Origin of the sequence: Fictibacillus enclensis (assembly GCF_030123385.1) — a bacterium.
In the GTDB taxonomy this organism is placed as follows: domain Bacteria; phylum Bacillota; class Bacilli; order Bacillales; family Fictibacillaceae; genus Fictibacillus_C; species Fictibacillus_C enclensis.
In genome coordinates this window covers 2714824-2739746 of the sequence record NZ_CP126109.1, presented here as the reverse complement: position 1 = coordinate 2739746, position 24923 = coordinate 2714824, and the positions used below count along the sequence as shown (strand labels likewise).

The following is a 24923-nucleotide window of genomic DNA, read 5'->3' as shown; positions in this document are numbered from 1 at the left end:
GGGTTTATTACATAGATATCACCCATGCCTCTTCGTGCATGGGTTTTTTTGTCCCCTTTTTTTCCTCATTCATTCTCCATCCTGATGGAGGTGGATCAACACATGTTTTGTCTTCCAATTTATTTAACCCCGGTATGAAACGCGCCTTGCACCCTAATGCCTATACAATCATTAAGGAGGAATCGCAATGGCGATCAAAGAACTGCTTCAAAAAGGAATCCTGGGAGAAACGTATTCAGAAAGTGAAGCTTACGAAATGATGAATGAAATATTGGAAGGGAAAGCAACAGAAGTTCAACTTTCCAGTTTGCTTACCATACTGCGTCTCAGAGGAGAAACGATTTCTGAGATCATCGGTTTTTCCACTGCGATTCTTGATCACACTTTACCTTTGCACGTCGATTTTCCGCAGCTTCTTGACACGTGCGGAACCGGTGGCGACGGGGCTTCCACTTTTAATATCTCCACAGCTTCAGCGCTCATGCTTTCATCAGATGGCGTGAAAGTCGCAAAACACGGAAATTCGGCCGTTACTTCCAAAAGCGGAAGTGCCGATGTATTGAGCAGGCTTGGTATCCAATCGAGCAGTGATGTATCTGAAATTAATCGAAATCTGGATGAGTTTTCTTTATGTTTTCTTTTTGCGCCGAATTATCATCCGGCACTTCGCCATGCCAGCCAGACGCGAAAAGGCCTTTCATTCCGAACCGTGTTTAATATCCTTGGGCCACTTGTAAATCCCGCACATCCTACACATCAGCTGATCGGAGCGTTTAACCGGGAAACGGCCGAAAAAATGGCGATTGCCATTTCACAGTTTAAGAATCAGAGAACGTTGGTTGTAACCGGGGAGGACGGCCTGGACGAGTGCTCGATATTTGCACCGACACACTTCTTTGAAGTGAAAGATGGCCAGGTTTCAGAATTTACCCTTTCACCGGAAGATGTGGGGCTCACGTACGGTAAACTGGAGGAAGTGACCGTTTCATCCAGCCAGGAAAGCGCCGCTCTAATCCAGGGAGTCCTTAAGGGGAATGCACCTGAATCGGCACGCAATATTGTGGTTTACAATACGGCGGCATCGCTATACCTCACCGGAAGATCGGATAGTATCCGGGAGGGAGTGTCTTATGCCCAGGATCTTATTGCCAGTGGCAAAGCCCTTGAGCACCTTGAAATGATACAAAACCAGACAGGAGGAGTACCCTATGCTGCAACAAATTCTTGAAGTGAAAAAAGAAGAAATAACAAAGCTTGACCGCGAGTTTGATGGCCAGCCGAACCAGAAAAAGGTATCCCTATATGAAGCGATTGCCAATTCCAGCCGAAAACCGGCCCTGATTGCCGAGGTGAAAAAAGCCTCTCCTTCCAAAGGAGTCATTAAGGAACATTATGTGCCGTCTGAAATTGCAGCGTCATATGAACAGGGAGGAGCCGCAGCCATTTCCGTTCTGACGGATCAGCGTTTCTTCCGCGGACATGCAGCTGATCTTGTGGCTGTAAAGCAAATGGTCTCGCTGCCTGTGCTAAGAAAGGATTTTATCATTGATAAGGTACAGATTAGGGAGAGTGCCCATATTGGTGCTGATGCGATTTTATTAATCGCGGCAGCCATGGAGCCCGGAAAGCTTCATGAACTGTATGAGTATGCTCGTGAAGAAAATCTGGACTGTCTGGTAGAGGTTCACTCTGTGGAAGAGCTGGAAGGGGTCCTTAATGTATTTACCCCAAAATTAATCGGAATCAATAATCGCGACCTCAGAACCTTCAAAACGGATGTAACACATACCGAGGCCATCGCTCGCCATATTCCAGACGGGATACTGACCGTGAGCGAAAGCGGGATCAAAACGGCAGAAGATCTAACGTTTTTGCGTGAGCATAACATCGATGCCATTTTAGTGGGGGAAACCTTGATGCGCGCTTCTTCTCCGGGAAAAGGAATTCAGCTGCTGTATGGTGAATAAGAATATCGCGGTAAAGTATTGCGGATGCAGGAGCAGGGAAGATTTGGAGCTTGTCATGAATTCTTCTGCAGGGTATGCGGGATTTATTTTTGCGCAAAGCAAACGAAAGGTGAGGCCGGAAGAAGTCTCACTCTGGTTAAAGGAACTTCAACCCGTTCCTCAAAAGCTCGTGGGTGTATTTGTGAATTCATCCATTGTGGAGATTGAACAGGCACTTAATGTGCTTCCTCTTGACGTGATTCAGTGCCACGGGGACGAAACACCCCAGTTTCTGAAGCAGTTAAAGAAGAAGACTGGCAAAACCATTTGGAAAGCGGTCAGGCATGAAGAGGAAGGATGGAAGGCACTGGCAGAATACGCGGGCGCTGCTGACGGTTATGTCATCGATGCCAGAGTGGCAGGTGCATATGGAGGGACAGGCACGGCGTTTGACTGGGAAGCTGTACCCTTTTATCTTGAGGCTGCTTCGGTGCAAGAAGTGCCGTGCTTCATTGCAGGAGGAATTTCAGCCAGTAATATCACCAGGCTGCTGAGCTTTCAGCCTCATGGAATTGATATCTCGAGTGGAATTGAAATGGACGGCAAGAAAAGCAAAGAGGCAATTTCAGAATTGGAAGGGATGATCATCAATGAAAACAGTATATCCTGACAGCAAGGGAAGATATGGCCAGTTTGGCGGGAAGTTCGTACCTGAAACGATTATGTTTGCACTGGAAGAGCTGGAAAGAGGTTTTTTGGAAGCAATCAATGATGAAGATTTCAAAAAGGATCTTGAACATGAGCTTACACATTATTCAGGAAGACCTACTCCGTTAACCTATGCAGGGAAGCTGACCGAACGGCTTGGCGGAGCGGGCATCTATCTGAAAAGAGAGGATCTGAACCATACCGGCGCACACAAAATCAACAATGCGATCGGACAGGCGCTCCTCGCCAAACGGATGGGGAAAAAGAAGATCATTGCAGAAACAGGAGCGGGCCAGCATGGCGTGGCGGCGGCAACTGCGGCGGCACGCTACGGGCTTGAATGCAAAGTATACATGGGGGAAGAAGACATCCGGAGGCAGGAATTGAATGTGTTCCGAATGAAACTTCTTGGAGCAGAGGTCATACCCGTAACCAGCGGAACACGGACCTTGAAGGATGCGACAAACGAAGCCATCCGGCAGTGGGTATCAGCGGTGGAAGATACGTTTTATTTGATCGGTTCCGCTGTTGGTCCGCACCCTTATCCGAAAATTGTTAAAGAGTTTCAAAGTGTGATCGGGTTTGAAGCGAAAGCCCAGTACAAGGAGATGAATGGCGGAAAGCTGCCCGAGAAGGTCGTAGCCTGTGTGGGAGGAGGAAGCAATGCGATCGGCATTTTTGCCGGATTTGTCGATGAGAATGTAAAGCTTGTAGGCGTTGAAGCCGGAGGCAAGGGAATCCTGACAGGACTGCATGCAGCCACAATGGCCAACGGGAGAGAAGGCGTTATCCACGGTTCTCTTACGTATCTGCTCCAGTCAGAGGAAGGGCAGATCCATGAGCCTTATTCGATCTCGGCGGGACTTGACTATCCAGGTGTGGGACCTGAGCATGCCTACTTAAAATTCACTAAACGGGTGGATTATCAATGTATTACCGACGAGGAAGCGCTCGAGGCACTGAACATTCTGTGCCTGGAAGAGGGGATTCTTTGTGCGCTTGAGAGTGCGCATGCTGTTGCCCAGGCGATCAAAGAAGCAAAAACCATGAGCCCTGACGAAAATATGATTATATGCATCTCCGGCCGCGGAGATAAGGATGTTCATACTCTGTTTGAACAGCAGAAGGAGGAAGATTCCCATGACCAATAGGATGAAAGAGTTTCAGAAGCAAAAGACGCCACTTTTTGTACCCTTTATTACAGCTGGCGATCCTTCTCCAGAAGCGACAGTTGACCTTGCTCTTGCCCTGCAACAGGAAGGAGCTTCGGCCTTGGAACTGGGGATTCCCTATTCCGATCCGCTCGCTGATGGACCGGTCATCCAGCGTGCGTCCCTGCGTGCTCTTAAAAACGGGATGTCGCTCGAAAAGGCGATACAGCTAGTCTCCATTATGCGGGAGAAAGGACTGACGATACCGGTTATCATCTTTACTTATTACAATCTTTTGTTACAATTGGGAGAACAGAAATTTTTTGAATTGGCAGCACAGCATGATATTGACGGGCTTCTTGTGCCGGATATGCCGTTTGAAGAAAGCAAAGAGCTTCATGAGGCGTGCCAGCAACATGACTTGAGCTTCATTTCCCTGGCTGCCCCTACGACATCCAAGGAGCGGCTGGGAGAGATCAGCCGAACGGCCCAAGGCTTTTTGTACTGTATTTCATCCCTTGGCGTGACAGGGACAAGAACTTCATTTGCCAATGACCTGAACCGTTTTCTGGAAAATGCCAAGGCTTCAAGCCAAGTTCCGGTACTTGTGGGCTTCGGTCTTTCCAGCAGGGAACAGATGCAGCAGTTTGAAGGGAAATGCGATGGATTTATCATGGGCAGTGCCATTGTCAAAAAAATTGAAGAACTGGGGCCTGAACTTGTGAACGAGGAAACAAAGAACAAAGCCATTGCGGCGTTTTCTGATTTTCTGTCCAAAGTGGTCCCGGTGAAGAAAGTGTACAGTTAACAGAAAGGAAGGGTCTTTGTGGAGGCGAAAAAACAACTGCAGAATTTAACACCCTATCAACCGGGAAAACCAATTGAAGAAGTAAAACGAGAATACGGTCTGACTAAAATTACAAAATTGGCGTCAAACGAAAACCCTTATGGCAGCTCCCCGTCAGTACGTGATGCCATTATTGCAGAAACCGCTCATCTTGGATTATATCCGGATGGCTACAGCGCAGAACTGAGAGAAGAGCTTTCTGAATTTTTGGGAGTTAAACAAGAAAAACTCATTTTCGGTAACGGTTCGGACGAAGTTGTCCAGATTCTTTCAAGAAGTTATTTGCGTGAAGGCACCAATACGGTGATGGCGGAACATACCTTTCCACAATATAAGCATAATGCAATAATCGAAGGGGCAGAAATCCGTGAAGTCCCGCTAATTAACGGTGAGCATGACCTTAAAGGCATGCTCGGAGCAATTGATGAAAACACGAGAATTGTCTGGCTCTGTTCTCCAAACAATCCGACGGGGCACTATATCAGCCAAAAAGCTTTTGAATCCTTTATGGCCGAGGTGCCTGAGCATGTTCTCGTCGTAAGTGATGAAGCGTATTATGAATACGTGGTGGCGGAGGATTATCCTGAAACCATTCCTTACCTCTCACAATATCCTAACCTTGTAATCATGCGGACTTTTTCAAAGGCCTATGGTCTGGCAGCACTAAGAATCGGCTATGGAATTGCGGACGAGCGCATTATTCGCGCCATTGAACCGGCTAGAGAACCGTTCAACACTTCAAGAATTGCCCAGGCAGCTGCCCGTGCAGCCATTAAAGACCAGGACTTCCTTGCATCATGTCTGGACAGGAACAGAAAAGGACTCAAGCAGTATTACGACTTTTGCGAGAAGAATGGACTGTCCTATTATCCGTCACAGGGTAATTTTATTTTGATGGATTTTAATGAAGATGCCAATAAGCTGTTTCAGCATTTGCTTGAAAGGGGCTATATTGTCCGCTCGGGAGCGGCGCTCGGGTTTCCAACAAGCCTGCGGATCACGGTAGGCGATGAGATCCAGAACAAGGAGATTATCAGCCACTTGGAAACTTATCTGGAGACGGCAGCCGGTATAAAAAAGGAAACCGTATAATAAATCACAAGAAAGAAGCCATCGAGTGGCTTCTTTCTTGTTGTATTCAAAATTTTCGAAAAATACGGTTGATTTTTATCATGTACCTGCTATACTATAACTAATATGGTTTCTCTCCACTCCTATCCATATTATTGTTTTCCCTGACAGCGCTTTCACCGTCGGGGATTTTTTTATTGGAAGGCAATCATATCTTTGGAAGAGGCCTCATAGCCTGTCTATAGAAGGTTAGCCAAACGTACCTTTTGAAGTACACCCTTACTCTCATGTATAATAATCGTATAGAACAATTGTAGTGAGAGAAGGAGTTATTGCCAGTGGAAAAGTTACAGGAAGCCATTACCCTTGTTGAAATGGGACATGTTCAGGAGGGTATCCAGCTAGTTGAAGTTTTAAGAAAAGAAGCCGATCATCAAACCTTGTATGACATTGCCAGGCTTTATGAAAATTGGGGCCATCTTGATGAAGCATTAAAGATTGTTACCCAGTTGAGAGCGCTCTATCCGGAAGAAGGCGACCTTACCATCTTTGCGGCTGAACTCCTCATTGAAATGGAAAAAGAAGATGAAGCCCTTGAAATACTGGGGCAAATCAGTACCTATGATGAATCATATGTCCAATCCCTTCTTTTGCAGGCTGACCTTTACTTCATGCAGGGTCTGCATGAAGTGGCAGAGCAAAAGCTGCTGAAAGCCAGAAAAAGCAATCCGGAGGAACCAGTTCTTGCATATGCGCTCGGTGAACTTTATTTGGAACGGGGCGATTTCCTGAAAGCCGCTGCCTTCTTTAAAGAAGCCGAACCGATTGCAAACACCCTTCCGGAAGGAGATCTTTACTTAAGGCTTGCCGAATCGCTGAGCAGAGGAGGCAAGTTTGAGGAAGCGCTTGAGTACTACAAAAAAGGCTTGGAGATTAAAAAAGAATTGCACAGTTTGTTCGGTTATGGCCTGACAGCCTTTAAAACAGGTGAGTTTAAAACGGCAATTACAGCCCTGACAGAATTAAAAGACCTTGATCCTGATTATACGACCCTTTATCCCCTGCTTTCTTCTGCCTATGAGGAAGAAGGAGCGCTTGACGAAGCATTGGAAGCTGTCCGGGAGGGGATTGCCAAGGATGAATTCAATGAAGACCTGAAAGTCCGCGCAGCAAAGCTTTTGTATCGAATGGGCAATCAGGAAGAAGGTGAGCGCTTTGCAAGAGATGTCATTGCGCTGAACCCTTCCAATGCAGATGCCGTTCTTCATCTGTCTTCACAGCTGAAGAAAGAAGAGCGGTTTGATGATATCATCGAGCTCCTCACGCATGTAAAGGGACAGGGAGATGAGACGCCTGAGATGGCATGGGACCTCGCCTATGCCTACAAGGAAGCAGAAGAATTTGAAGCCGCTCGTAGACAATATGAATCAGCTTATCCTAATTTTAAAAACCATGAAGTCTTTTTAGAAGAATACGGAATGTTTCTGATTGAAGAAGGAGAACCTGAAAAGGCATCCACAGTCCTGAAGCATGCCTTGTCATTAAACCCAAACCTTTATCATCTGGAAGAAACCATCAGCAGGCTGGAAGAATTTTAATTCAATTATTCTTTCCGGAAAGCAGGATTTATCGAGCAGGGCAAGAATATACTAAAGTAATATACTTTGGTTAGGAATGATGGGGGGATCACAATGAGCAGCACCGTTTCTGTCCTTGAAAAAAAGGATTTTATTAAATGGTTTTTAAATCATTATCAATTAAAAAAACGTGAGTGCGTCTGGTTGTTAAACTACCTTGTCAGTGACGACCAGCTCATGGAAAAGGTTCACTTTGTAGAAAAAGCCGAGTACTGCCCTAAAGCCATTATCATGTCAGCTCAGTGTACGGATGGGGTTCCGTTCCGTTTTTACAAACAAAACGTGCTGACGACCGATGCTGAGAAATCATTCCACGACATTCGCCTTAACCAGGAAGAAGATATTTTTATAGAACTTAATTTCAACTCCTCGAGACTAACGCCAGAGTACGCGTCCGTATTGGAGGAAAATCCGCACCTGCCTGACAATATGGTAACGGACCGCAAATACGGACTATGGGCCGAACTCATATTGGATCAATCAGTTTCCCAGTTCAAAAGACAAAAAATACTGGTGAAGATTGATCAGGCACTGGACCAAAAGGATGAAGTTGCATTCCAAAAACTTACGGATGAACTAAGAAAATTGTAGCCCTCTTTCAAAAAAAGAGGGCTTTATTTTTTATTTTCTGATACGATGATGAATACAACGACAATACATACATAAAAAGGAGTTTCGCAGATGAAATGGAGTTCAGGAGATATTACCGTTTACCAGCAGTCAAAAGAGTTTGTGGATACTGCCATCATCCCGCTGCTTCCTCTGTCGTTCGGTGCTTCCATCAGGACAAGCGCCAGCATGGCAGATTATGCGACGCTGATCGGAGAGGAGACTGAGCGGCAGCTTCACGGACGGCTGTTTCTTTTCCCCCCGTTCACGTATTTGATGGAGGAAGACAGTGAAACGTTGATGCTTCGCCTGCATTCCTGGGTGAAGGAACTCAAGGATGAAGGACTCCGCCATGTTTATTTTCTGACGAGTGACCCGGAGTGGAAAAAGCGAGAGCAGGAGCTTGGGGAAACTCTCTTATGGATGCCTGTCATTCCGATGGAGACGATGGATGCCGATTACCGGGAGGAAATTGTCAAAGAGCAAGTGAAACAGCTGTTTCAAGTCATTTTGCATAAATGGCAGGAAAGCTAAAAAGCAAGCATTGGAGATTCAGGTTCATATTGACAGTAAAAGTCAACTTACGCTATCATGTTAATGTCCTAGTAATATGTGTGTAAACCAATTGTCCGGATGGACGTTATTTACAGCAAGGGGGGGAAACGAAATGTCTAAGGAAGATATCTCCAGGCGCCAGTTTTTGAACTACACATTAACCGGAGTTGGAGGATTCATGGCTGCAGGAATGCTGATGCCCATGGTGCGTTTTGCCATCGACCCCATTCTTGAAAAGGGTGCGAGCCAGGATATGGTAGCGGTTACTGAAGTCAGCAAAATCGGCAAGGAACCAAAGCGTTTTAACTTCAAAATCAAGCAGAAAGACGGCTGGTATGAATCAGAGGTGACCCAATCAGCATGGGTTTACAAAAACGGAAAAGGTGAATTAATAGCGCTTTCACCGGTTTGTAAACATTTGGGCTGCACGATTGACTGGAATACTGATCCTGCCCATCCGAACCAGTTTTATTGTCCTTGCCATGGGGGCCGTTATGAGAAGGACGGTACGAATATTAAAGGTACACCGCCTCTTGCGCCTCTCGATGTGTACGACAGCCAGGTAAAAGACGGAAAATTGTATCTAGGAAAGGCAAAACCACGAAAGGGGGCGTAATCAGTGCTGCAAAAGATTTACGACTGGGTAGACGAGCGTTTGGATATTACGCCGCTCTGGCGAGATGTGGCTGACCATGAAGTGCCTGAGCACGTGAATCCCGCCCATCATTTTTCCGCGTTTGTTTATTGTTTTGGAGGATTGACGTTTTTCATTACCGTCATCCAAATACTGTCTGGAATGTTCTTGACCATGTACTATGTTCCGGATATTGTAAATGCCTGGGAATCTGTGTATTATCTGCAGAATCAAGTGGCATTCGGTGTCATTGTTAGGGGAATGCATCACTGGGGAGCCAGCTTGGTAATTGTTATGATGTTTTTACATACTTTACGCGTATTCTTCCAGGGAGCATATAAGAAGCCTCGTGAATTGAACTGGGTGGTAGGAGTATTGATCTTTTTCGTTATGCTTGGTCTTGGTTTCACAGGGTACTTGCTGCCTTGGGATATGAAAGCGCTATTCGCAACGAAGGTTGGGATCCAGATTGCTGAAACAATTCCCGTTATTGGACCGATTGCAAAAACTTTCCTTGCTGGAGGAGAAATTATCGGGGCGCAGACGCTTACACGCTTCTTTGCCATTCACGTTTTCTTCCTGCCGGCTGCACTTTTGGCGCTGATGGGAGCCCACTTTATCATGATTCGTAAACAGGGGATCTCCGGACCGCTGTAAAACTGTTTTCTTAATTATCTTTATTTTTAAAATTCAGCTTGAAACCGCTCTTTCAGGTAAAGAGAGGATGTTGGCTTTTGGAAGCGTCCACTGTTGATTTAGAAAGCTTCCAGACGCTACGAAAAGGGAGGGAGAAAGATGCATCGAGGCAAAGGAATGAGATTTGTAGGCGACTCGCGTGTCCCTGCAGAGCGAAAGCCAAACATTCCAAAAGATTATTCAGAGTATCCCGGAAAGACAGAAGCATTCTGGCCAAACTTCCTTTTAAAAGAATGGATGGTAGGTGCCGTCTTTTTAATAGGGTATTTAATCTTAACCATTTCGCACGAATCTCCGCTGGAGCGTAAGGCAGATCCCACAGATGCCGGGTATATCCCGCTTCCTGACTGGTATTTCCTTTTCTTGTACCAGCTATTGAAATACAAGTATGCTGCCGGTGATTATGTATTAATCGGTACCATTGTTATTCCGGGTCTTGCGTTTGGAGCATTGCTGCTTGCCCCATGGCTGGACAGAGGGGCTGAAAGACGTCCTTCGAAACGGCCGGTTGCAACAGGTTTAATGCTTATTGCACTAATTTCCGTTACATACCTGACGTGGGAGTCCGTTGTAACCCATGACTGGGAAAAGGCAAAAGAGCAAGGGAAGATCGTTAAGACCAATATTGATAAAAATGATCCTGGTTATCAAGTGTTTAAAAGTCAGTCATGTGTAGGCTGTCACGGATCGGAGCTGTCGGGCGGAACGGGTCCATCTCTGATCGGAACCGGGCTAAAGCCAGAGGATATTATGAAAATTGCCAAGGAAGGCCGTGGAGCGATGCCTGCCAACGCTTACAAGGGCAATGAAGAAGATTTAAAAAAATTGGCTAACTTTATATCTAAACTGGAAAAATAGCAATGGAAAAAAGCTGGCTTCTATAGTCGGCTTTTTTTTACATCATTCAGCATGTTAGGAGAAAAGAAATGATCTATCTTTACGGAATCCTGAAGCAAAGGTGGTTTTTAACCTGTTTGCTGATTGTCAACATAATCGGGACAGCTTATGGATACTACTGGTATAAAGACCAGCTGGCGGCGACGCCGCTGAAATTTGTTCTTTTTGTGCCGGACAGCCCTACAGCAAGTCTGTTCTTTGTCTTTGTGCTTATTGCATTTCTGTTCGGAAAAAATATTCCGTATATCGAAGCACTGGCTGCCGTCAGCTTATTTAAATATGGCATATGGGCGGTGGGAATGAACATTGCTGGCGGCCTGGTGGCTCCTCCACTGTATTGGGAAAGCTACATGTTGATATTTTCACATTTGGGGATGGCCATAGAAGGACTTTTGTACGCCTCATATTATAAGATCCGGCTTCGCCACATGGCTGTCGCCGCTCTGTGGGTGTTCCATAATGAGATGATTGACTATGTTTACGGAATGATGCCCCGTTACGATATACTCGCCGACCATATGCAACTGATCGGCTACCTGACCTTCTGGTTGAGCGCATTTTCAGTTGCACTGATCTATGTGCTAACCCGTGACGTGCAGCATCGCGGTAAATAGAGGTCTATCCTTGTCCGTTTTCTCATATGATGGGTTATACCGTATGGGAGGGACAGGAATGGGAATAAAACGAAAAACCGCTGCAGCGTTAAGCGCTTTTCTGCTTTTGATGCCGGCTGCTGTGCATGCAATCGGCAGCGGCCGGCATGCAGACTTTGACAATGTTACTCAATTGTCGGATAAAGCGCTGGAGCTTGCCAAGGAAGAACGGTATAAAGAAGCAAGCGAGGTTCTCTTCTATATGTCATCCCAGTTTGGCAAAGATGTGGCAAATAGTGATCTTGCGGATGACAAAATCCGAATGGTGGACATGACCATGGAGAATACGATAGAAGCTCTGGGCAGGGCAGAGGAAACCCGTGATGTGAAAATCAGCCGCTTGACTGGCGTCCGGCTGCTTATGGACGCTCTGGTTTCAGACCATCAGCCACTGTGGAAACAGACGGAGTACCAAATCATGAACCCGATTAAATCGATGCAGCTTTCTCTAAAAAAGAAGGAAGATCAGTCATTTCAGGAGGCTGCAAACGAATTTTTGGCGAATTACAACATGATCCGCCCCGCTGTCAGCATGGACGTGACAGAAGCCGTCTTTGACCAGGTCGACCGGGATGTGGAATATATCGAAAACACAAGAACTAACATGATTTCATCGAAGGAAAGCCGCGAAAAACTCACTTCGATTCAGGGAGATTTTGAAAAACTGTTTGATGCAAAAGAAGACACTTCAGATCCTTCTTTATTTTGGCTGATTTTTTCGATCGGAGGCATTATTTTCTCTACATTATTTTATGTCGGATGGAGAAAATATAAAGCAGAGACAGAGAGTGAAAAGGCAGTAGAGTGGCCGGAGGAATGAGCGTTCTAATTGACATAAGAGCTGCAGATTAATAAAATTAGAGTATAACTAATAGTGGAGGAATGCCATAAATGTCTTTTCTCATCTACTTTGCACTTTTGTTGATTATCCCGCTTTGGGCTCAAGGAAAAGTGAAAAGTACCTACAATAAATATTCCAAAGTTGAAAACTCTACAGGTAAAACGGGAGCTGAAGTTGCCCGTGAAATACTGGACCGAAATGGGTTGTACAATGTGGCGGTGGAGCCGATTCGCGGCCGTCTGTCCGACCATTATGACCCACGTACAAAAGTGGTCCGCCTATCGGAAGAAAATTATTACGGCCATTCAATCGCCGGCTCTGCTGTCGCTGCCCATGAAGTGGGACACGCGATCCAGGACAAAGAAAGCTATGCACCGCTGCGCTTTCGGCATGCATTGGTGCCTGTTGCCAATCTCGGGTCCAACTTTTCGTACCTTCTGATTTTAGCAGGCATACTCTTCACATCAGCTAACCTGCTGTTGGTCGGTATTGTCTTTATGGCCGCAGCCGTACTGTTTCAACTGGTGACGCTGCCGGTAGAATTTAATGCCAGCAGCCGGGCTATGGACCAGATTGTATCCACCGGCATGATCCGTAACAATGAAGAGCGCCAGGCAAGAAAAGTGCTGAATGCCGCTGCACTCACATACGTGGCAGCCGCGCTCGTCGCCGTTCTCGAACTTCTGCGCTTTGTGCTCATGTTCGTTGGCATGAATAATGATGATTAAAATTGATAAAACCTCCGCATTCAGCGGAGGTTTTTTGTTGCGTATTTGTGTTCAAAGCCTCCAACGTCTGCGCTTCTAAGCGGACGCCTCAGCTTTTCTTATAACCCTATTGGGTTTTTGTCTGCGTCGAGTGTGAAGCCTTCTCCGAGGACTTCGTGAACGTCGTTGACGGTCACGAAGGCGTGCGGATCGACTCGTTCAATAACCTGCTTGAGACGGACAATTTCATTACGGGCGAATACACAGTACAGCACTTCCTTCTGTGTGCCGGTAAAGCTTCCCTTGGCCGTAAGAAGGGTAGCTCCCCGGTCCATTTCTTTCATGATCAGGGCAGCGATTTCGGTGTTTTTTTCGGAGATGATCATCGCTGCTTTTCCGGCATACGCGCCTTCCTGCATGAAATCAATCACCCTTGCGCCGACAAATACGGCGACCAGGGTATACATGGCTTCTTTATAATCGAGATAGACAAGCGAGATGGAAATAACGACGAAATCAAACATGAACATCGTTTTCCCCATGCTCCATCCCATAAATTTATGACCGAGCCGTGCAATGATATCCACTCCGCCTGTTGTTCCGCCGTAACGGAAAATAATACCGAGCCCGATGCCGATAAAGACGCCAGCGAACAGGGCTGCAAGCGGCATATCGTGTTTCAGGTCAACCCTGAGCGAAGAGAAACGCTGAAAAAGGTATAGAAAAAGAGACACACCAAGCGTACCGATTAACGTATAAATGAATGCATTTTTTCCAAGCAGCCTCCAGCCCACAAAAAAAAGCGGGAGGTTGAGCGCCAGGTTTGAATATGAAGGGTCAATATGAAACAAAAAGTAAAGAATGAGGGTAATGCCGGTGAAACCGCCTTCTGCCAGATTGTTCTGCATGTTGAAATGCACGATGCCAAAAGAAAAGATGGCGGAGCCTAATAAAATAAAAAAGACGTTTTTAGTGCGGATGGGAAAAGTCATATGTTCCTCCTGATCGGTTACGTTGCCTTGATGGCGTTTTCATTATAATGCAAAAACGGGGGGCGTTCAATCGCTCAAGAAATTTGTCAAATGCTTTATTCTCCGCTAACATTAACGTAGGATTGAACAAGAGGTGATATACGATGAACAAGACCATGCAAGAGATGCAAAAAGAAGTAGATACATACATCAGCCAGTTCAAAGAAGGCTATTTCAGCCCCCTGGCCATGACCGCCCGAATGACCGAAGAGCTTGGCGAGCTTGCCCGTGAAGTTAACCACTATTATGGTGAAAAACCGAAAAAATCAACTGAAAAAGAACAAACGATCGAAGAGGAACTTGGCGATGTTTTCTTTGTCTTACTATGTTTTGCCAATTCACTCAATATTAGTATGGAAAAATCGTTTGATATGGTCATGAAAAAATTCAATACAAGAGATAAAGACCGTTGGACACGGATTGAAGAAGGAGAGGAACAATAAGATGAACAAGGAAATATCTATTGTCATTGCAGGACCGCGAGGAAAGATGGGGAGCGAGGCTGTCCGGATGGTAACAGAAACCGCTCATTTTAAACTTGTTGCCGTTATTGATTCAAGAAATGAAGGCATGAAGTTGAAGGATGTCGAGGGCATGCCTGCGCTTGATATTCCGGTGTATGTGGATGCGCCAAGGTGTTTTTCGGAAATCCGTCCGGATGTTCTGATTGACCTGACAAAACCCGATGTAGGAAAAGTTCATCTTGAACAGGCACTGGAGCACAATGTTCGTCCGGTGATCGGAACTACCGGTTTTTCCGACGAAGATCTTGAACGACTGAAAAACCTCGCATCCGAACGTGAACTTGGGGCCATAATTGCCCCAAACTTTGCCGTTGGCGCCGTTTTGATGATGAAGTTTGCGCAGATGGCTTCAAGATACCTTCCGGATATCGAAATTATTGAAAAGCATCATGACCAAAAACTGGATGCCCCGTCAGGAACAGCGCTGAAAACTGCACAGTTGATCCGTGAGGTCAGAGAATCCAAACAACAGGGGCACCCTGATGAAAAAGAAGACCTAAAAGGAGCAAGAGGCGCCAAACTCGACGGCATCCGGATTCACAGTATCCGCCTGCCAGGGCTTGTTGCCCATCAGGAAGTCATTATGGGCGGAGAAGGACAAACACTGACCATTAAGCACGATTCCATGAACCGGGCTTCATTCATGCCTGGTGTCAAACTGGCGGTCGAAGCGGTCATGAATGTGGACCATCTTGTTTACGGCTTGGAAAATATTATTGAATAAAAAGGGTGGGGAACGATGAGAATTGCGTTGGTGGCGCATGATAATAAAAAACAGGAAATGATTAATTTTGCCGTTGCTTATGAACCGATTTTGAAGAAGCATGAATTGTATGCCACAGGCACTACAGGGCAAAAAATTATGGAGGCATCCGGATTAAATATCCACAGATTTCAATCCGGCCCGCTTGGTGGCGATCAGCAGATCGGTGCGTTAATTGCGCAGAACGAGATGGATCTTGTTCTTTTTTTCCGTGATCCCTTAACCGCACAGGCACACGAACCCGACATTTCCGCGCTCATTCGCCTCTGTGATGTTTACCAGATTCCGGTCGCTACGAACGTGGCGAGCGGAGAGCTGTTCATCCGGGCCATGGAGCGGGGCGATTTTAATTGGAGAACCATAATTAGAGAGAGAGAAGGGCAATCATCATGAAATTAGAAAGCTGGCTCGCGTTTGGCGCTCATTCGGACGATGTTGAAATTGGAATGAGCGGTTCCATAGCGACGCATACGGCCAATGGAGGAAGGGTTACCATTTGTGACCTTACCCAGGCCGAACTTTCATCCAACGGTACGGTGGAGCGAAGGAAAGAAGAAGCAAAGAATGCTGCTGCCGTGCTTGGAGTCACCGAACGGCTGAATCTGGGTCTTCCCGACCGCGGTCTCTTCCTGAAAGAGGAATATATCGCGTCGATCGTTTCGGTCATTCGAAATGTAAAACCGGACAGTATTTTTGTTCCTTATCCGAAGGACCGCCATCCGGACCACGGCAATTGTTCGAAGCTTGTGGAAGAAGCGGCATTTTCCGCAGGTGTGAATAATGTAGTGGATCCCGATGGGCTGCCTTCTCACAGGGTGAAAAATATTTATTTTTATTTTATCAACGGCTTCCACAAGCCTCATCTGCTCGTTGATATATCGTCTGTTTTTGAAAAAAAGGTGGCGGCGCTGAATTGTTATGGAAGCCAGTTCGTTAAAAGCGATGAAAGCTTTGCTACACCGCTTGTTAATGGATACATTGAATCGGTCAGCGCCAGGGAAAAGATGTTTGGCTTTGAAGCGGGTGTCGCCTACGCGGAAGGGTTCATCACCAAAAAGCCTTATTTATTAAAGACATTGTAAGGAGAACCATATGAAGCTGAAAATTGGAATTACATGTTATCCTACCGTTGGCGGTTCCGGGGTTGTAGCTACTGAGCTTGGAAAACTGCTGGCTGAAAAAGGGCATGAGATACATTTTATTACCTCTGCCCTGCCCTTCCGCCTTGGAAAAGTATATGCAAATATCTTTTATCATGAAGTGGAAGTCAACAATTATTCCGTCTTTAAATACCCGCCGTACGATTTGGCATTGGCTAGTAAAATGGCGGAGGTTGCCAAGCGTGAAAAGCTGGATATTATCCATGCGCATTATGCGATACCGCACGCGGTGTGTGCTTTTTTGGCGAAGCAGATGGCAGGTGAACAGCTGAAGATTGTCACCACCCTCCACGGAACTGACATTACGGTCTTGGGATATGATCCTTCTCTGAAAGAGATGATCAAATTCGGAATTGAAAAGTCGGATGCTGTAACGGCCGTATCCAATAGTTTGAAAATTGATACGTATCGCCTGCTTGGCGTGGAAAATGAGATTTATCCCATCTATAACTTTGTAGATGAGCGTGAATATTTTAAGCGGGATGCGAGCCATCTGAAAAAAGGATATGGCATCATACCGGAAGAAAAGGTCATTATTCATATTTCCAACTTCCGGACCGTTAAACGGGTACCTGATGTCATTAAGGCGTTTCATAAAATCGTAAGTGAAATTCCGGCAAAACTTTTATTGATTGGAAACGGTCCGGAATTTACGGTCGCCTGCAAGCTTGTCCAGGAACTCAACATTGAAGAACATGTTCTCTTCCTTGGAAAGCAAGAAAATGTGGCTGAATTGTTTTCCATAAGTGACCTGAAGCTTCTCCTTTCTGAAAAAGAGAGCTTTGGGCTGGTTTTGCTTGAAGCAATGGCTTGTGGAGTACCTGTCGTTGGAACAAACATTGGTGGAATACCGGAAGTGATTCTGGACGGGGAAACGGGATACATTTGCGAACTGGGAGACATCGATGGCATCGCCCGTGCATCGCTTTCCATTTTGACGGACGAAAGTAAGAAACAGAGATTTTCCTATCAGGCAATGCAGCATGTAAGAGATCATTTTCATTCTTCCAAGATCGTGGAAGATTATGAGCAGCTATATTATAGTGTTTTAAAAGGATAGGATGCCAAATGAAAGATCTTTTTAAAGGTGCACAATATATCATGGACAGGTTGGAAGAGGCAGGATTTCAGGCTTATATGGTTGGCGGCTGTATCCGGGATCTTTTGCTGGACAGGAAAATGGGGGATATTGATATCGCCACTTCCGCGCTTCCGGTGGAGGTTTCTTCCCTGTTTCCAAAAACAATACCCGTCGGTATTGAACACGGAACGGTGATTGTTCGGTATGAGGCGGTTTCATATGAAGTGACAACGTTCAGAAAAGAAGGAAAGTATGTGGACCGCCGTCATCCTTCGTCTGTTCAATATATTGATTCCCTTGAAGAGGATCTGGCAAGAAGAGATTTTACCATCAATGCGATGGCCATGGACCGATTCGGGACTATTCATGACCCTTTTGGCGGAAGACAGGATCTTCAAAATCAGCTCATAAAAACCGTCGGAGATCCCCTTGATCGACTCCTTGAGGACCCTCTCCGAATCATGAGAGCCCTCCGCTTTTGGTCGGTCATGGGGTTTACGCTTGAGACCCAGACGAAAAGGGCCTGTGTGTCTTTGTCGAAAGAATTGAGGGAAATTGCGGTTGAACGCCTTGCAGTCGAGTTTACTAAGCTTCTTGGGGGGATGGATGCTCCAATCTGCCTGGCGTTTATCTTTGAAGAAGGATTTTCTTCTTCATTGCCAGAACTCGAGAGATACAAAGACAGGGCGGACTCGCTTTCTTCATTTGGGTGGACCGGTTTAGAAAAGGATGAAGAAAGATGGGCCGCTCTTCTTTTTTTGCTTGGGGTTTTTGATTTGACTGGCTTTTTAAAAGCCTGGAAACGGTCCAATGCCCTCATCCGGGAGGTTGGTCTGCTCTTCCGTTTTTTGGACAAGGATGTACGGCAGCCGGTCTATTTGTACGAACTAGGCGAGGAACGGGCCGTGTCCTGTTTACGGATAAGGAATCTGCTGCAGGGGAAAAAGGCCAATGAAGAGCTCAGCGAGCTACAGGAATCCTATCGCAGGCTGCCCATCCATTCGAGAAAGCAACTGGCAGTCAATGGCCGGGACGTTGTGAAATCGTTTGAAAGGGAAAAGGGGCCCTGGATTCAGGAGATTCTTGGTGAAATTGAAAAAGGTGTCATCGAAAAGACAGTGCAAAACAATAAAGAGGAAATTCTGAGTTGGGTAAGGAGTTGGAAGGGAAAATGAGACAGCATTTGCTGCAGATGCTCATGAACAATGAGGGGGAGTATGTTTCGGGACAGCAAATCAGCGATAAACTGAACTGTTCGCGCACAGCGATCTGGAAGCATATTGAGGAATTGCGCAAGGAAGGATATGTGATTGAAGCGGTGCCTCGCAAGGGATACCGGATCCAATCTGCACCTGACCGAGTCACAGCGGCAGAAATCAATGCGCGGCTCAAAACAGAGGTTCTCGGGAAGGACATCATGTACGAGGAATCTGTTAAAAGTACACAAGAGATTGCTCAACGGCTTTCACAGTCTGGTGCGTATGAAGGAACGCTGGTGGTTGCCGATGAACAGACCGGCGGACGCGGGCGTCTCGGACGCCAATGGCAGTCGCCAAAAGGAACAGGAGTCTGGATGAGCCTTATTCTTCGCCCGGACATTCCTCTCCAAAAGGCTCCACAGCTTACCCTGCTGGCAGCGGTCGGCATCACCAAAGCCATCTCGAAAGTTACCGGTCTCCGTCCGGAGATCAAATGGCCGAACGACATTCTGGTTAATGGAAAAAAGGTTGTCGGAATCTTAACGGAACTGCAGGCGGAATCCGACCGTGTACATGCGGTCATTATCGGCCCAGGTATTAATGTAAACGTGGGAAGTGACGATTTTAACGACGAGCTCAAGGATATTGCCACCTCCCTGAAAATAGAATCAGGAAAAGAAATCAAACGGGCAGAACTCATTTCAGTCATTCTTAAAGAAATGGAAGAACTTTATCATGATTATTTAAATAACGGATTCGCGCTCGTGAAGCTTATGTGGGAAAGCTACGCAAACAGCATCGGACGGCGCATTCGCGTGCGCACCCTCAATCAGCAGATTGAAGGCATCGCAAAAGGCATTACTGATGATGGAATTTTGCTTCTTGAGGATGATGAAGGGAACATTCACCCGATTTATTCGGCTGACATTGAGATTCCCGGAACCTGAATATTGTGGTAAAGTAATAGGTGTAGAAAAGGCGGTATCCTGCGTTTAGGAACTGCACTTTCTGAGAAGGAAAGATTAACGTATTAATCTGCCTAGATCCATAAAGGACCGGGACAGAGGGATTGCAGAAACACACGTACTTTAAAACCCCTCTGATTACTTCGAGGGGTTTTTCCTCTGTGCCTCCTTAAAAAAGGAGGAGTAAGGATGAAAACGACTCAAAGTTTTCTTGCAATGAAGCAAAACAAGGAAAAGATCGCAATGGTGACAGCCTATGATTACCCATCTGCCCAACTGGCTCAAAGAGCAGAAGTGGATGTGATTCTGGTGGGTGATTCGCTCGGGATGGTGGTTCTTGGATATGACTCAACCGTTCCGGTTACAGTGGATGACATGATCCACCATGCCAAAGCGGTAAAACGGGGAGCGCCAGATACCTTTATTGTCACCGATATGCCGTTCATGAGCTATCACGGCACAAGGGCTGAGACCGTTAAAAACGCCATGAGAATCATGCAGGAAACAGGTTCACAGGCCCTTAAACTTGAGGGAGGAAAAAGCGTCATCGAGACCATCCGCTATCTGGTGGAAGGCGGCGTTCCTGTTATCGGCCATCTTGGTCTTACGCCGCAGACGGCCGGTGTGCTGGGCGGCTATAAAGTACAGGGAAGAGAATCCGCACAGGCCAGGCAGCTATTTGATGATGCGAAACGGGTAGAGGACGCCGGAGCTTTTGCTCTTGTTCTCGAATGTGTGCCTAAGCAGCTCGCCCAACTGATTTCCGAATCGATCAAAATACCGGTGATTGGCATTGGAGCCGGTAGTGAAACGGACGGTCAGGTGCTTGTCTACCATGATTTGATCGGATATGGTTTTCACCATATACCGAAATTTGTGAAAATGTTTGCCCACTCCGCCCATCCGATGCTGAAAGGGATTGAAACGTATGTTTCCGAAGTGAAAGCCGGAACCTTTCCTGATGAAGCGCATTCGTTTTCCATGAAACCAGAAGAAGCACAAGCGCTGTACGGAGGGAAATAAATTGAAAATCATAAAAAGCATCCAAGAGATGAGCGCATACAGCCAAGCACAATTGGCAGCAGGAAAGAGCATCGGGTTTGTTCCGACGATGGGGTATCTTCATGAGGGGCATGGAGCTCTTATGGACAGAGCACGAAAAGAAAATGATTGTGTAGTTATCAGCATTTTTGTCAATCCGCTTCAATTTGGACCAAATGAAGATTTTGAACGGTATCCAAGGGATTTTGCACGGGATGAAAATGTGGCGATAAACAATGCGGTTGACGTAGTATTTTATCCGGAAGTGCATGAGATGTATCCGAATAACCCATCTGTCGTTTTGCACGTGAAAAGAAGGGTTCAAGCACTTTGTGGGAAAACAAGGGAAGGGCACTTCGATGGAGTGGCAACCGTTCTTTCCAAACTGTTTCACCTTGTTTCCCCTACAAGAGCTTATTTCGGAATGAAGGATGCTCAGCAGGTGGCGGTTGTTGAAGGATTGATTACCGATTTGAATTATCCAATGGAACTGGTGGCCTGCCCGACTGTGCGGGAAGAGGATGGTCTGGCAAAAAGCTCGAGAAACGTTTACTTATCACCGCAGGAGAGAAGAGAAGCGCCTGTATTATTCCGCTCGTTGAAATTGGCAGCAGAACTCCTGGAAAAAGAGAAAAATATTACACTTGTGAAAGAAAAAATGGTAGAGTATGTAGAGACAGAAACAAGCGGAAATGTCGATTATTTTGAGATTCTTTCCTACCCTGAACTTGAGGAAGTTCCCTACTCCACGCAAACCATGATCATCGCGCTTGCCGTCCAGTTTGAGAATGCCAGGCTGATTGATAATCTACTGATTACACCCAAGGAAAGGGACCTATAGGTGATGTTATGTACAGAACAATGATGAAAGGCAAGATCCATCGCGCCCGTGTAACAGAATCGAACTTGAATTACGTGGGAAGCATAACGATAGATGAAGATATTCTTGATGCGGTTGACATGGTTCCCAACGAAAAGGTGCAAATCGTCAACAATAATAATGGGGCAAGATTTGAAACCTACATCATTCCCGGTCCCCGAGGAACTGGAGTGATGTGCCTGAATGGTGCAGCTGCACGCCTTGTGCAGGAAGGCGATGTTATTATTGTGATTTCATACTGCATGCTTTCTGAAGAGGAAACCGCGGCTCATCAGCCAAGGGTTGCGATCATGGATGAAAACAACCGTATTACAGAAATATTAGGTTATGAACCGGCTTCAACGATTCTTTAACCCCTTCTTCAAGGGGTTTTTCTATTTACATACAAGAGCTGCACTGCTTATAAGTGCATGCCGTTTGACCCGAGGTGAAAAGGATGAACAACCGTTATGTTGTTATTGATGTAGAAACGACTGGAAACTCCCCCGCACGTGGAGACCGGATCATTCAGATCGGAGCTGTGGTGGTTGAAAATGACATAATCGTTGACCGTTTTTCTTCCTTTGTGAACCCGGAAATCCCCATTCCTCCGTTTATTGAGCAGCTTACCGGGATCAATGATGAGATGGTTACGGATGCCCCTTTGTTTGAAGAGATTGCACCGGCCATTTTACAGATGCTTGAAGGATCTTATTTCGTCGCCCATAACGTATTATTTGATTTGAACTTTTTGCAGGAAGAGTTTGAAAACAGCGGGTACCGGCGATTTTCCGGACCAATGATTGACACCGTGGAACTTTCCAGAGTTTTATTGCTGCAGGCCGACAGCTATCAGCTGGGGCAGTTGGCAGATTATCTGGGTATTGTCCATGAAAACCCCCATCAGGCCGATAGTGACGCGGAAGTAACCGCACATTTGCTCGTTCAGCTGCTCGATAAGCTCAACACTCTTCCGCTCTTGACGCTTCAGCGACTTGAACCTTTTTTGAAAAAGATGCAGAGCAGTCTGGAGGAAATCGTAAAGGACATCATCATTTCGAAGTCTTCCAGAATAGAAGATGAGGAAGGAATGGATTATTTCCGGCAGCTCGCGATCAAATCTTTTTCACCGGTTGAAAAAGAGGACATCGGAGCAGACGCCGGCGTAGACCCTCAATCATTGCTTCGCACCCTTGCGGAGGAAATGGAACATTATGAAACAAGAGAAAGTCAGCAAAAGATGATCGGTATGGTTTTTGAAGCCATGGAAGATCATCAGCATGCCGTGATTGAAGCCGGAACGGGTGTTGGAAAGTCGCTTGGCTACCTTATCCCTTCCTTGGTGTACGGAAAGCAGCATGACCGGCCGATCGTCATCAGTACACATACGATTCAGCTTCAGCAGCAGCTTATGGAGCGGGATATTCCCATTCTGAAGAACATTTTGCCGTTCCCCTTTCATGCCACAGTCCTGAAAGGCCGCAATAACTATCTGTGCCTGCGCAAGTTTGAACAATCACTGGATGACAGCTACGATGATAATTACGATACGAATCTGACAAAGGCCCAACTGCTCGTCTGGCTGACTGAAACCACCCAGGGCGATGTTGAAGAGTTAAACCTTGCATCAGGCGGCAAGCTGTTCTGGCAACAGGTGAAAAGCGATTCGGGCTCATGCCTGAATCAGCGGTGTCCCTGGTTTTCCAGATGTTTTTATCATCGGAAACGAAAAGAGGCCATGGTGTCGGACCTTGTCATCACAAACCATGCTCTTTTGTTTACCGATGTAAAATCCGACGCCCAGCTGCTGCCTTCTTACAAGGAAGTAATTATTGACGAAGCCCATCATGTGGAGGAAGTAGTAAGCGATCATTTCGGCGTTCAAACGGATTATTTTGTGTTTGTAAGGTTGCTTGAACGCATGGGCACAAAGGAAGACAATGGGCTTGTGCAAAAACTTTACGAACTGACAGAGACCACAGAAGTACCAGGACTGGAAGAGTCCCTGGACAAAATCGCCATGAAGCTGCCAGATCTGAAAATGGAACTGGATGATTTGTTCCGTACCCTTCGTGACTATGTGCTTGAAGCCAAAAAAAGCAGCATGAACGACTTTGGCCGCGTGAGCTACCGGTACGGGGAACGGGAGGGAAAACGCGTAGCCTGGCAGGCGATCATGGAGATGTCCCAGCGTGTTCATTTTGAAGTCAATGATTTGGAAAAGCTGTTAAAAAAAACGACACAGCTTTGCGAAGAAAAAGAAGACCATTTCAACTTTAAACAAAAAGGGCTTGTCGCCGATTTTAATGGTGTGAGAAACCAGTTGCAAGAGGAAAAAGAAAAACTGCGTCACCTGTTATGGGAGGTGAACGATGATGAAGTATTCTGGCTTGAGGTGGAGGCGAAGGGGGCAAAAAATGCCGTATATCTGTACAGCAAACCGATCGTTATCGGGGATATGCTGGCTGATGAATTTTTTGCCAAGAAAAACAGCGCGGTTCTTACTTCAGCAACGCTATCGGTCAGAAACTCGTTTCAGTATATGACCTCCCGGTTGGGTCTCGATGATTTCGGGCCAATTACTGCTAATCTTCCATCACCGTTCTCGTACGATCAGCAGGTGAAGTTCATGGTTCCTGAGGATGTACCGCTCATCAATGAAGTGGACCAGGAAACCTTTGTTGCCGTTATTGCCCGGCAGCTGTACCATATTGCCAAAGTGACCAGAGGCAGGATGCTTGTTCTGTTTACCTCAAGCGACATGCTCAGGGAAACCTACAATGTTTTCAAAAACATTTCGAATTCAGATGAGTTTGTCCTGTTTGGACAGGGAATTGACAGTGGAAGCCGGGCACGTTTGACGAAGAATTTCAAGAAATTTGAACAGTCGATTCTGTTTGGCACAAGCAGTTTTTGGGAGGGGATCGACATTCCGGGCGAAGATCTGTCCTGTCTTGTCATCATCCGGCTTCCTTTTGCCCCGCCTGATAATCCGGTAACCGCAGCCCGATCAGATAAACTTAAGAAAGACGGCGGCAATCCGTTTATGGAACTTTCCCTGCCGCAGGCCATCATCCGCTTCAAGCAGGGGTTTGGACGATTGGTCCGTACACAAAGGGATAAGGGTGTCGTATTTGTCTTCGACAGAAGGATAACAGAGACGCGCTACGGCAAGTCGTTCATTACTTCTCTGCCGCCGGTACCCGTTCAAAAGGGTCTGATGGCCGACCTGCTCACCGATCTTGAAGGATGGCTCGATCCGTCATAAAATAGATGGAGATTGCCTGTCCCAAAATTGGCAGAAGTCTGATATAGTAAGTTACGAGATGGAATTGGGTAAGGAGGCAG

General features: G+C 46.3%; 27 protein-coding genes. 26 read left to right on the top strand and 1 reads right to left on the bottom strand.

Features of this window, described 5'->3' with window-relative positions:
* Positions 1–187: 187 nt before the first annotated feature.
* The 15 genes from trpD (at position 188) to QNH15_RS14265 (ending at position 12973) form a co-directional block, all read left to right on the top strand.
* Positions 188–1228: an anthranilate phosphoribosyltransferase gene (trpD, locus tag QNH15_RS14335; RefSeq protein WP_283889070.1), complete on the top strand. Its 1041-nt coding sequence runs from the start codon at positions 188–190 to the stop codon at positions 1226–1228.
* Positions 1209–1967 carry an indole-3-glycerol phosphate synthase TrpC gene (gene trpC / locus QNH15_RS14330; protein WP_283889069.1) on the top strand — a complete coding sequence of 253 codons (759 nt, stop codon included), beginning with the start codon at positions 1209–1211 and terminating at the stop codon, positions 1965–1967. The genes trpD and trpC overlap by 20 nt, the downstream gene beginning before the upstream one ends.
* Entirely contained in the window at positions 1957–2616 is a 660-nt protein-coding gene (locus QNH15_RS14325) for a phosphoribosylanthranilate isomerase (protein WP_283889068.1), read from the top strand. Before trpC ends, QNH15_RS14325 begins: the two co-directional genes overlap by 11 nt.
* Positions 2597–3805: a tryptophan synthase subunit beta gene (gene trpB / locus QNH15_RS14320; protein WP_283889067.1), complete on the top strand. Its 1209-nt coding sequence runs from the start codon at positions 2597–2599 to the stop codon at positions 3803–3805. Before QNH15_RS14325 ends, trpB begins: the two co-directional genes overlap by 20 nt.
* A 1-nt stretch (position 3806) precedes the next feature.
* Positions 3807–4613, top strand: a complete 807-nt coding sequence (trpA, locus tag QNH15_RS14315; protein WP_430667167.1) for a tryptophan synthase subunit alpha — start codon at positions 3807–3809, stop codon at positions 4611–4613.
* A gap of 18 nt (positions 4614–4631) precedes the next feature.
* Positions 4632–5744: a histidinol-phosphate transaminase gene (gene hisC / locus QNH15_RS14310; RefSeq protein ID WP_283889065.1), complete on the top strand. Its 1113-nt coding sequence runs from the start codon at positions 4632–4634 to the stop codon at positions 5742–5744.
* A 317-nt stretch (positions 5745–6061) separates the two neighbouring features.
* Positions 6062–7321, top strand: a complete 1260-nt coding sequence (locus tag QNH15_RS14305; RefSeq protein WP_283889064.1) for a tetratricopeptide repeat protein — start codon at positions 6062–6064, stop codon at positions 7319–7321.
* 93 nt (positions 7322–7414) lie between these two features.
* On the top strand, positions 7415–7951 hold the full coding sequence (locus tag QNH15_RS14300) for a ReoY family proteolytic degradation factor (protein ID WP_283889063.1): 537 nt from the start codon (positions 7415–7417) through the stop codon (positions 7949–7951).
* A gap of 90 nt (positions 7952–8041) precedes the next feature.
* A complete protein-coding gene (locus tag QNH15_RS14295; RefSeq protein ID WP_283889062.1) occupies positions 8042–8503 on the top strand; it encodes a YpiF family protein in 462 nt (153 codons plus the stop codon).
* A 133-nt stretch (positions 8504–8636) separates the two neighbouring features.
* Positions 8637–9140: a Rieske (2Fe-2S) protein gene (locus tag QNH15_RS14290; RefSeq protein ID WP_061970638.1), complete on the top strand. Its 504-nt coding sequence runs from the start codon at positions 8637–8639 to the stop codon at positions 9138–9140.
* Between the two features lie 3 nt (positions 9141–9143).
* On the top strand, positions 9144–9815 hold the full coding sequence (gene qcrB / locus QNH15_RS14285) for a menaquinol-cytochrome c reductase cytochrome b subunit (protein WP_061970636.1): 672 nt from the start codon (positions 9144–9146) through the stop codon (positions 9813–9815).
* 138 nt (positions 9816–9953) lie between these two features.
* Positions 9954–10712 carry a menaquinol-cytochrome c reductase cytochrome b/c subunit gene (locus QNH15_RS14280; RefSeq protein WP_283889061.1) on the top strand — a complete coding sequence of 253 codons (759 nt, stop codon included), beginning with the start codon at positions 9954–9956 and terminating at the stop codon, positions 10710–10712.
* 68 nt (positions 10713–10780) lie between these two features.
* Complete coding sequence (gene lhaT / locus QNH15_RS14275; RefSeq protein ID WP_283889060.1) at positions 10781–11365, top strand: lipoprotein heptaprenylglyceryl N-acetyltransferase LhaT; 585 nt, start codon at positions 10781–10783, stop codon at positions 11363–11365.
* 58 nt (positions 11366–11423) lie between these two features.
* Positions 11424–12224 (top strand): sporulation protein YpjB, encoded by an 801-nt coding sequence (locus tag QNH15_RS14270; protein ID WP_283889059.1) that lies wholly within the window; start codon positions 11424–11426, stop codon positions 12222–12224.
* A 71-nt stretch (positions 12225–12295) separates the two neighbouring features.
* A complete protein-coding gene (locus QNH15_RS14265; protein WP_283889058.1) occupies positions 12296–12973 on the top strand; it encodes a zinc metallopeptidase in 678 nt (225 codons plus the stop codon).
* Between the two features lie 98 nt (positions 12974–13071).
* On the opposite strand, the gene QNH15_RS14260 is transcribed toward QNH15_RS14265, so the two are convergent.
* A complete protein-coding gene (locus tag QNH15_RS14260) occupies positions 13072–13944 on the bottom strand; it encodes a YitT family protein (RefSeq protein ID WP_283889057.1) in 873 nt (290 codons plus the stop codon).
* Positions 13945–14087: 143 nt separating this feature from the next.
* On the opposite strand from QNH15_RS14260, the gene QNH15_RS14255 reads away from it, so the two are divergent.
* The 11 genes from QNH15_RS14255 (at position 14088) to dinG (ending at position 24843) form a co-directional block, all read left to right on the top strand.
* A complete protein-coding gene (locus QNH15_RS14255; protein ID WP_283889056.1) occupies positions 14088–14426 on the top strand; it encodes a nucleotide pyrophosphohydrolase in 339 nt (112 codons plus the stop codon).
* Between the two features lies 1 nt (position 14427).
* On the top strand, positions 14428–15231 hold the full coding sequence (gene dapB, locus QNH15_RS14250) for a 4-hydroxy-tetrahydrodipicolinate reductase (RefSeq protein WP_283889055.1): 804 nt from the start codon (positions 14428–14430) through the stop codon (positions 15229–15231).
* A gap of 15 nt (positions 15232–15246) precedes the next feature.
* Complete coding sequence (mgsA, locus tag QNH15_RS14245; RefSeq protein WP_283889054.1) at positions 15247–15663, top strand: methylglyoxal synthase; 417 nt, start codon at positions 15247–15249, stop codon at positions 15661–15663.
* Positions 15660–16352 (top strand): bacillithiol biosynthesis deacetylase BshB1, encoded by a 693-nt coding sequence (bshB1, locus tag QNH15_RS14240; protein ID WP_283889053.1) that lies wholly within the window; start codon positions 15660–15662, stop codon positions 16350–16352. The genes mgsA and bshB1 overlap by 4 nt, the downstream gene beginning before the upstream one ends.
* Positions 16353–16362: 10 nt before the next feature.
* Positions 16363–17490 carry an N-acetyl-alpha-D-glucosaminyl L-malate synthase BshA gene (gene bshA, locus QNH15_RS14235; RefSeq protein WP_283889052.1) on the top strand — a complete coding sequence of 376 codons (1128 nt, stop codon included), beginning with the start codon at positions 16363–16365 and terminating at the stop codon, positions 17488–17490.
* Positions 17491–17498: 8 nt separating this feature from the next.
* On the top strand, positions 17499–18686 hold the full coding sequence (locus tag QNH15_RS14230; protein WP_283889051.1) for a CCA tRNA nucleotidyltransferase: 1188 nt from the start codon (positions 17499–17501) through the stop codon (positions 18684–18686).
* Positions 18671–19657, top strand: coding sequence for a biotin--[acetyl-CoA-carboxylase] ligase (locus tag QNH15_RS14225; RefSeq protein ID WP_283895576.1), 987 nt, complete (start codon positions 18671–18673; stop codon positions 19655–19657). Before QNH15_RS14230 ends, QNH15_RS14225 begins: the two co-directional genes overlap by 16 nt.
* Before the next feature lie 207 nt (positions 19658–19864).
* Positions 19865–20698 (top strand): 3-methyl-2-oxobutanoate hydroxymethyltransferase, encoded by an 834-nt coding sequence (gene panB, locus QNH15_RS14220; RefSeq protein WP_061970608.1) that lies wholly within the window; start codon positions 19865–19867, stop codon positions 20696–20698.
* Between the two features lies 1 nt (position 20699).
* On the top strand, positions 20700–21557 hold the full coding sequence (panC, locus tag QNH15_RS14215) for a pantoate--beta-alanine ligase (RefSeq protein ID WP_283889050.1): 858 nt from the start codon (positions 20700–20702) through the stop codon (positions 21555–21557).
* Positions 21558–21565: 8 nt separating this feature from the next.
* Positions 21566–21949 (top strand): aspartate 1-decarboxylase, encoded by a 384-nt coding sequence (gene panD, locus QNH15_RS14210; RefSeq protein WP_283889049.1) that lies wholly within the window; start codon positions 21566–21568, stop codon positions 21947–21949.
* A gap of 83 nt (positions 21950–22032) precedes the next feature.
* Entirely contained in the window at positions 22033–24843 is a 2811-nt protein-coding gene (gene dinG, locus QNH15_RS14205) for an ATP-dependent DNA helicase DinG (RefSeq protein WP_283889048.1), read from the top strand.
* Positions 24844–24923 lie beyond the last annotated feature (80 nt).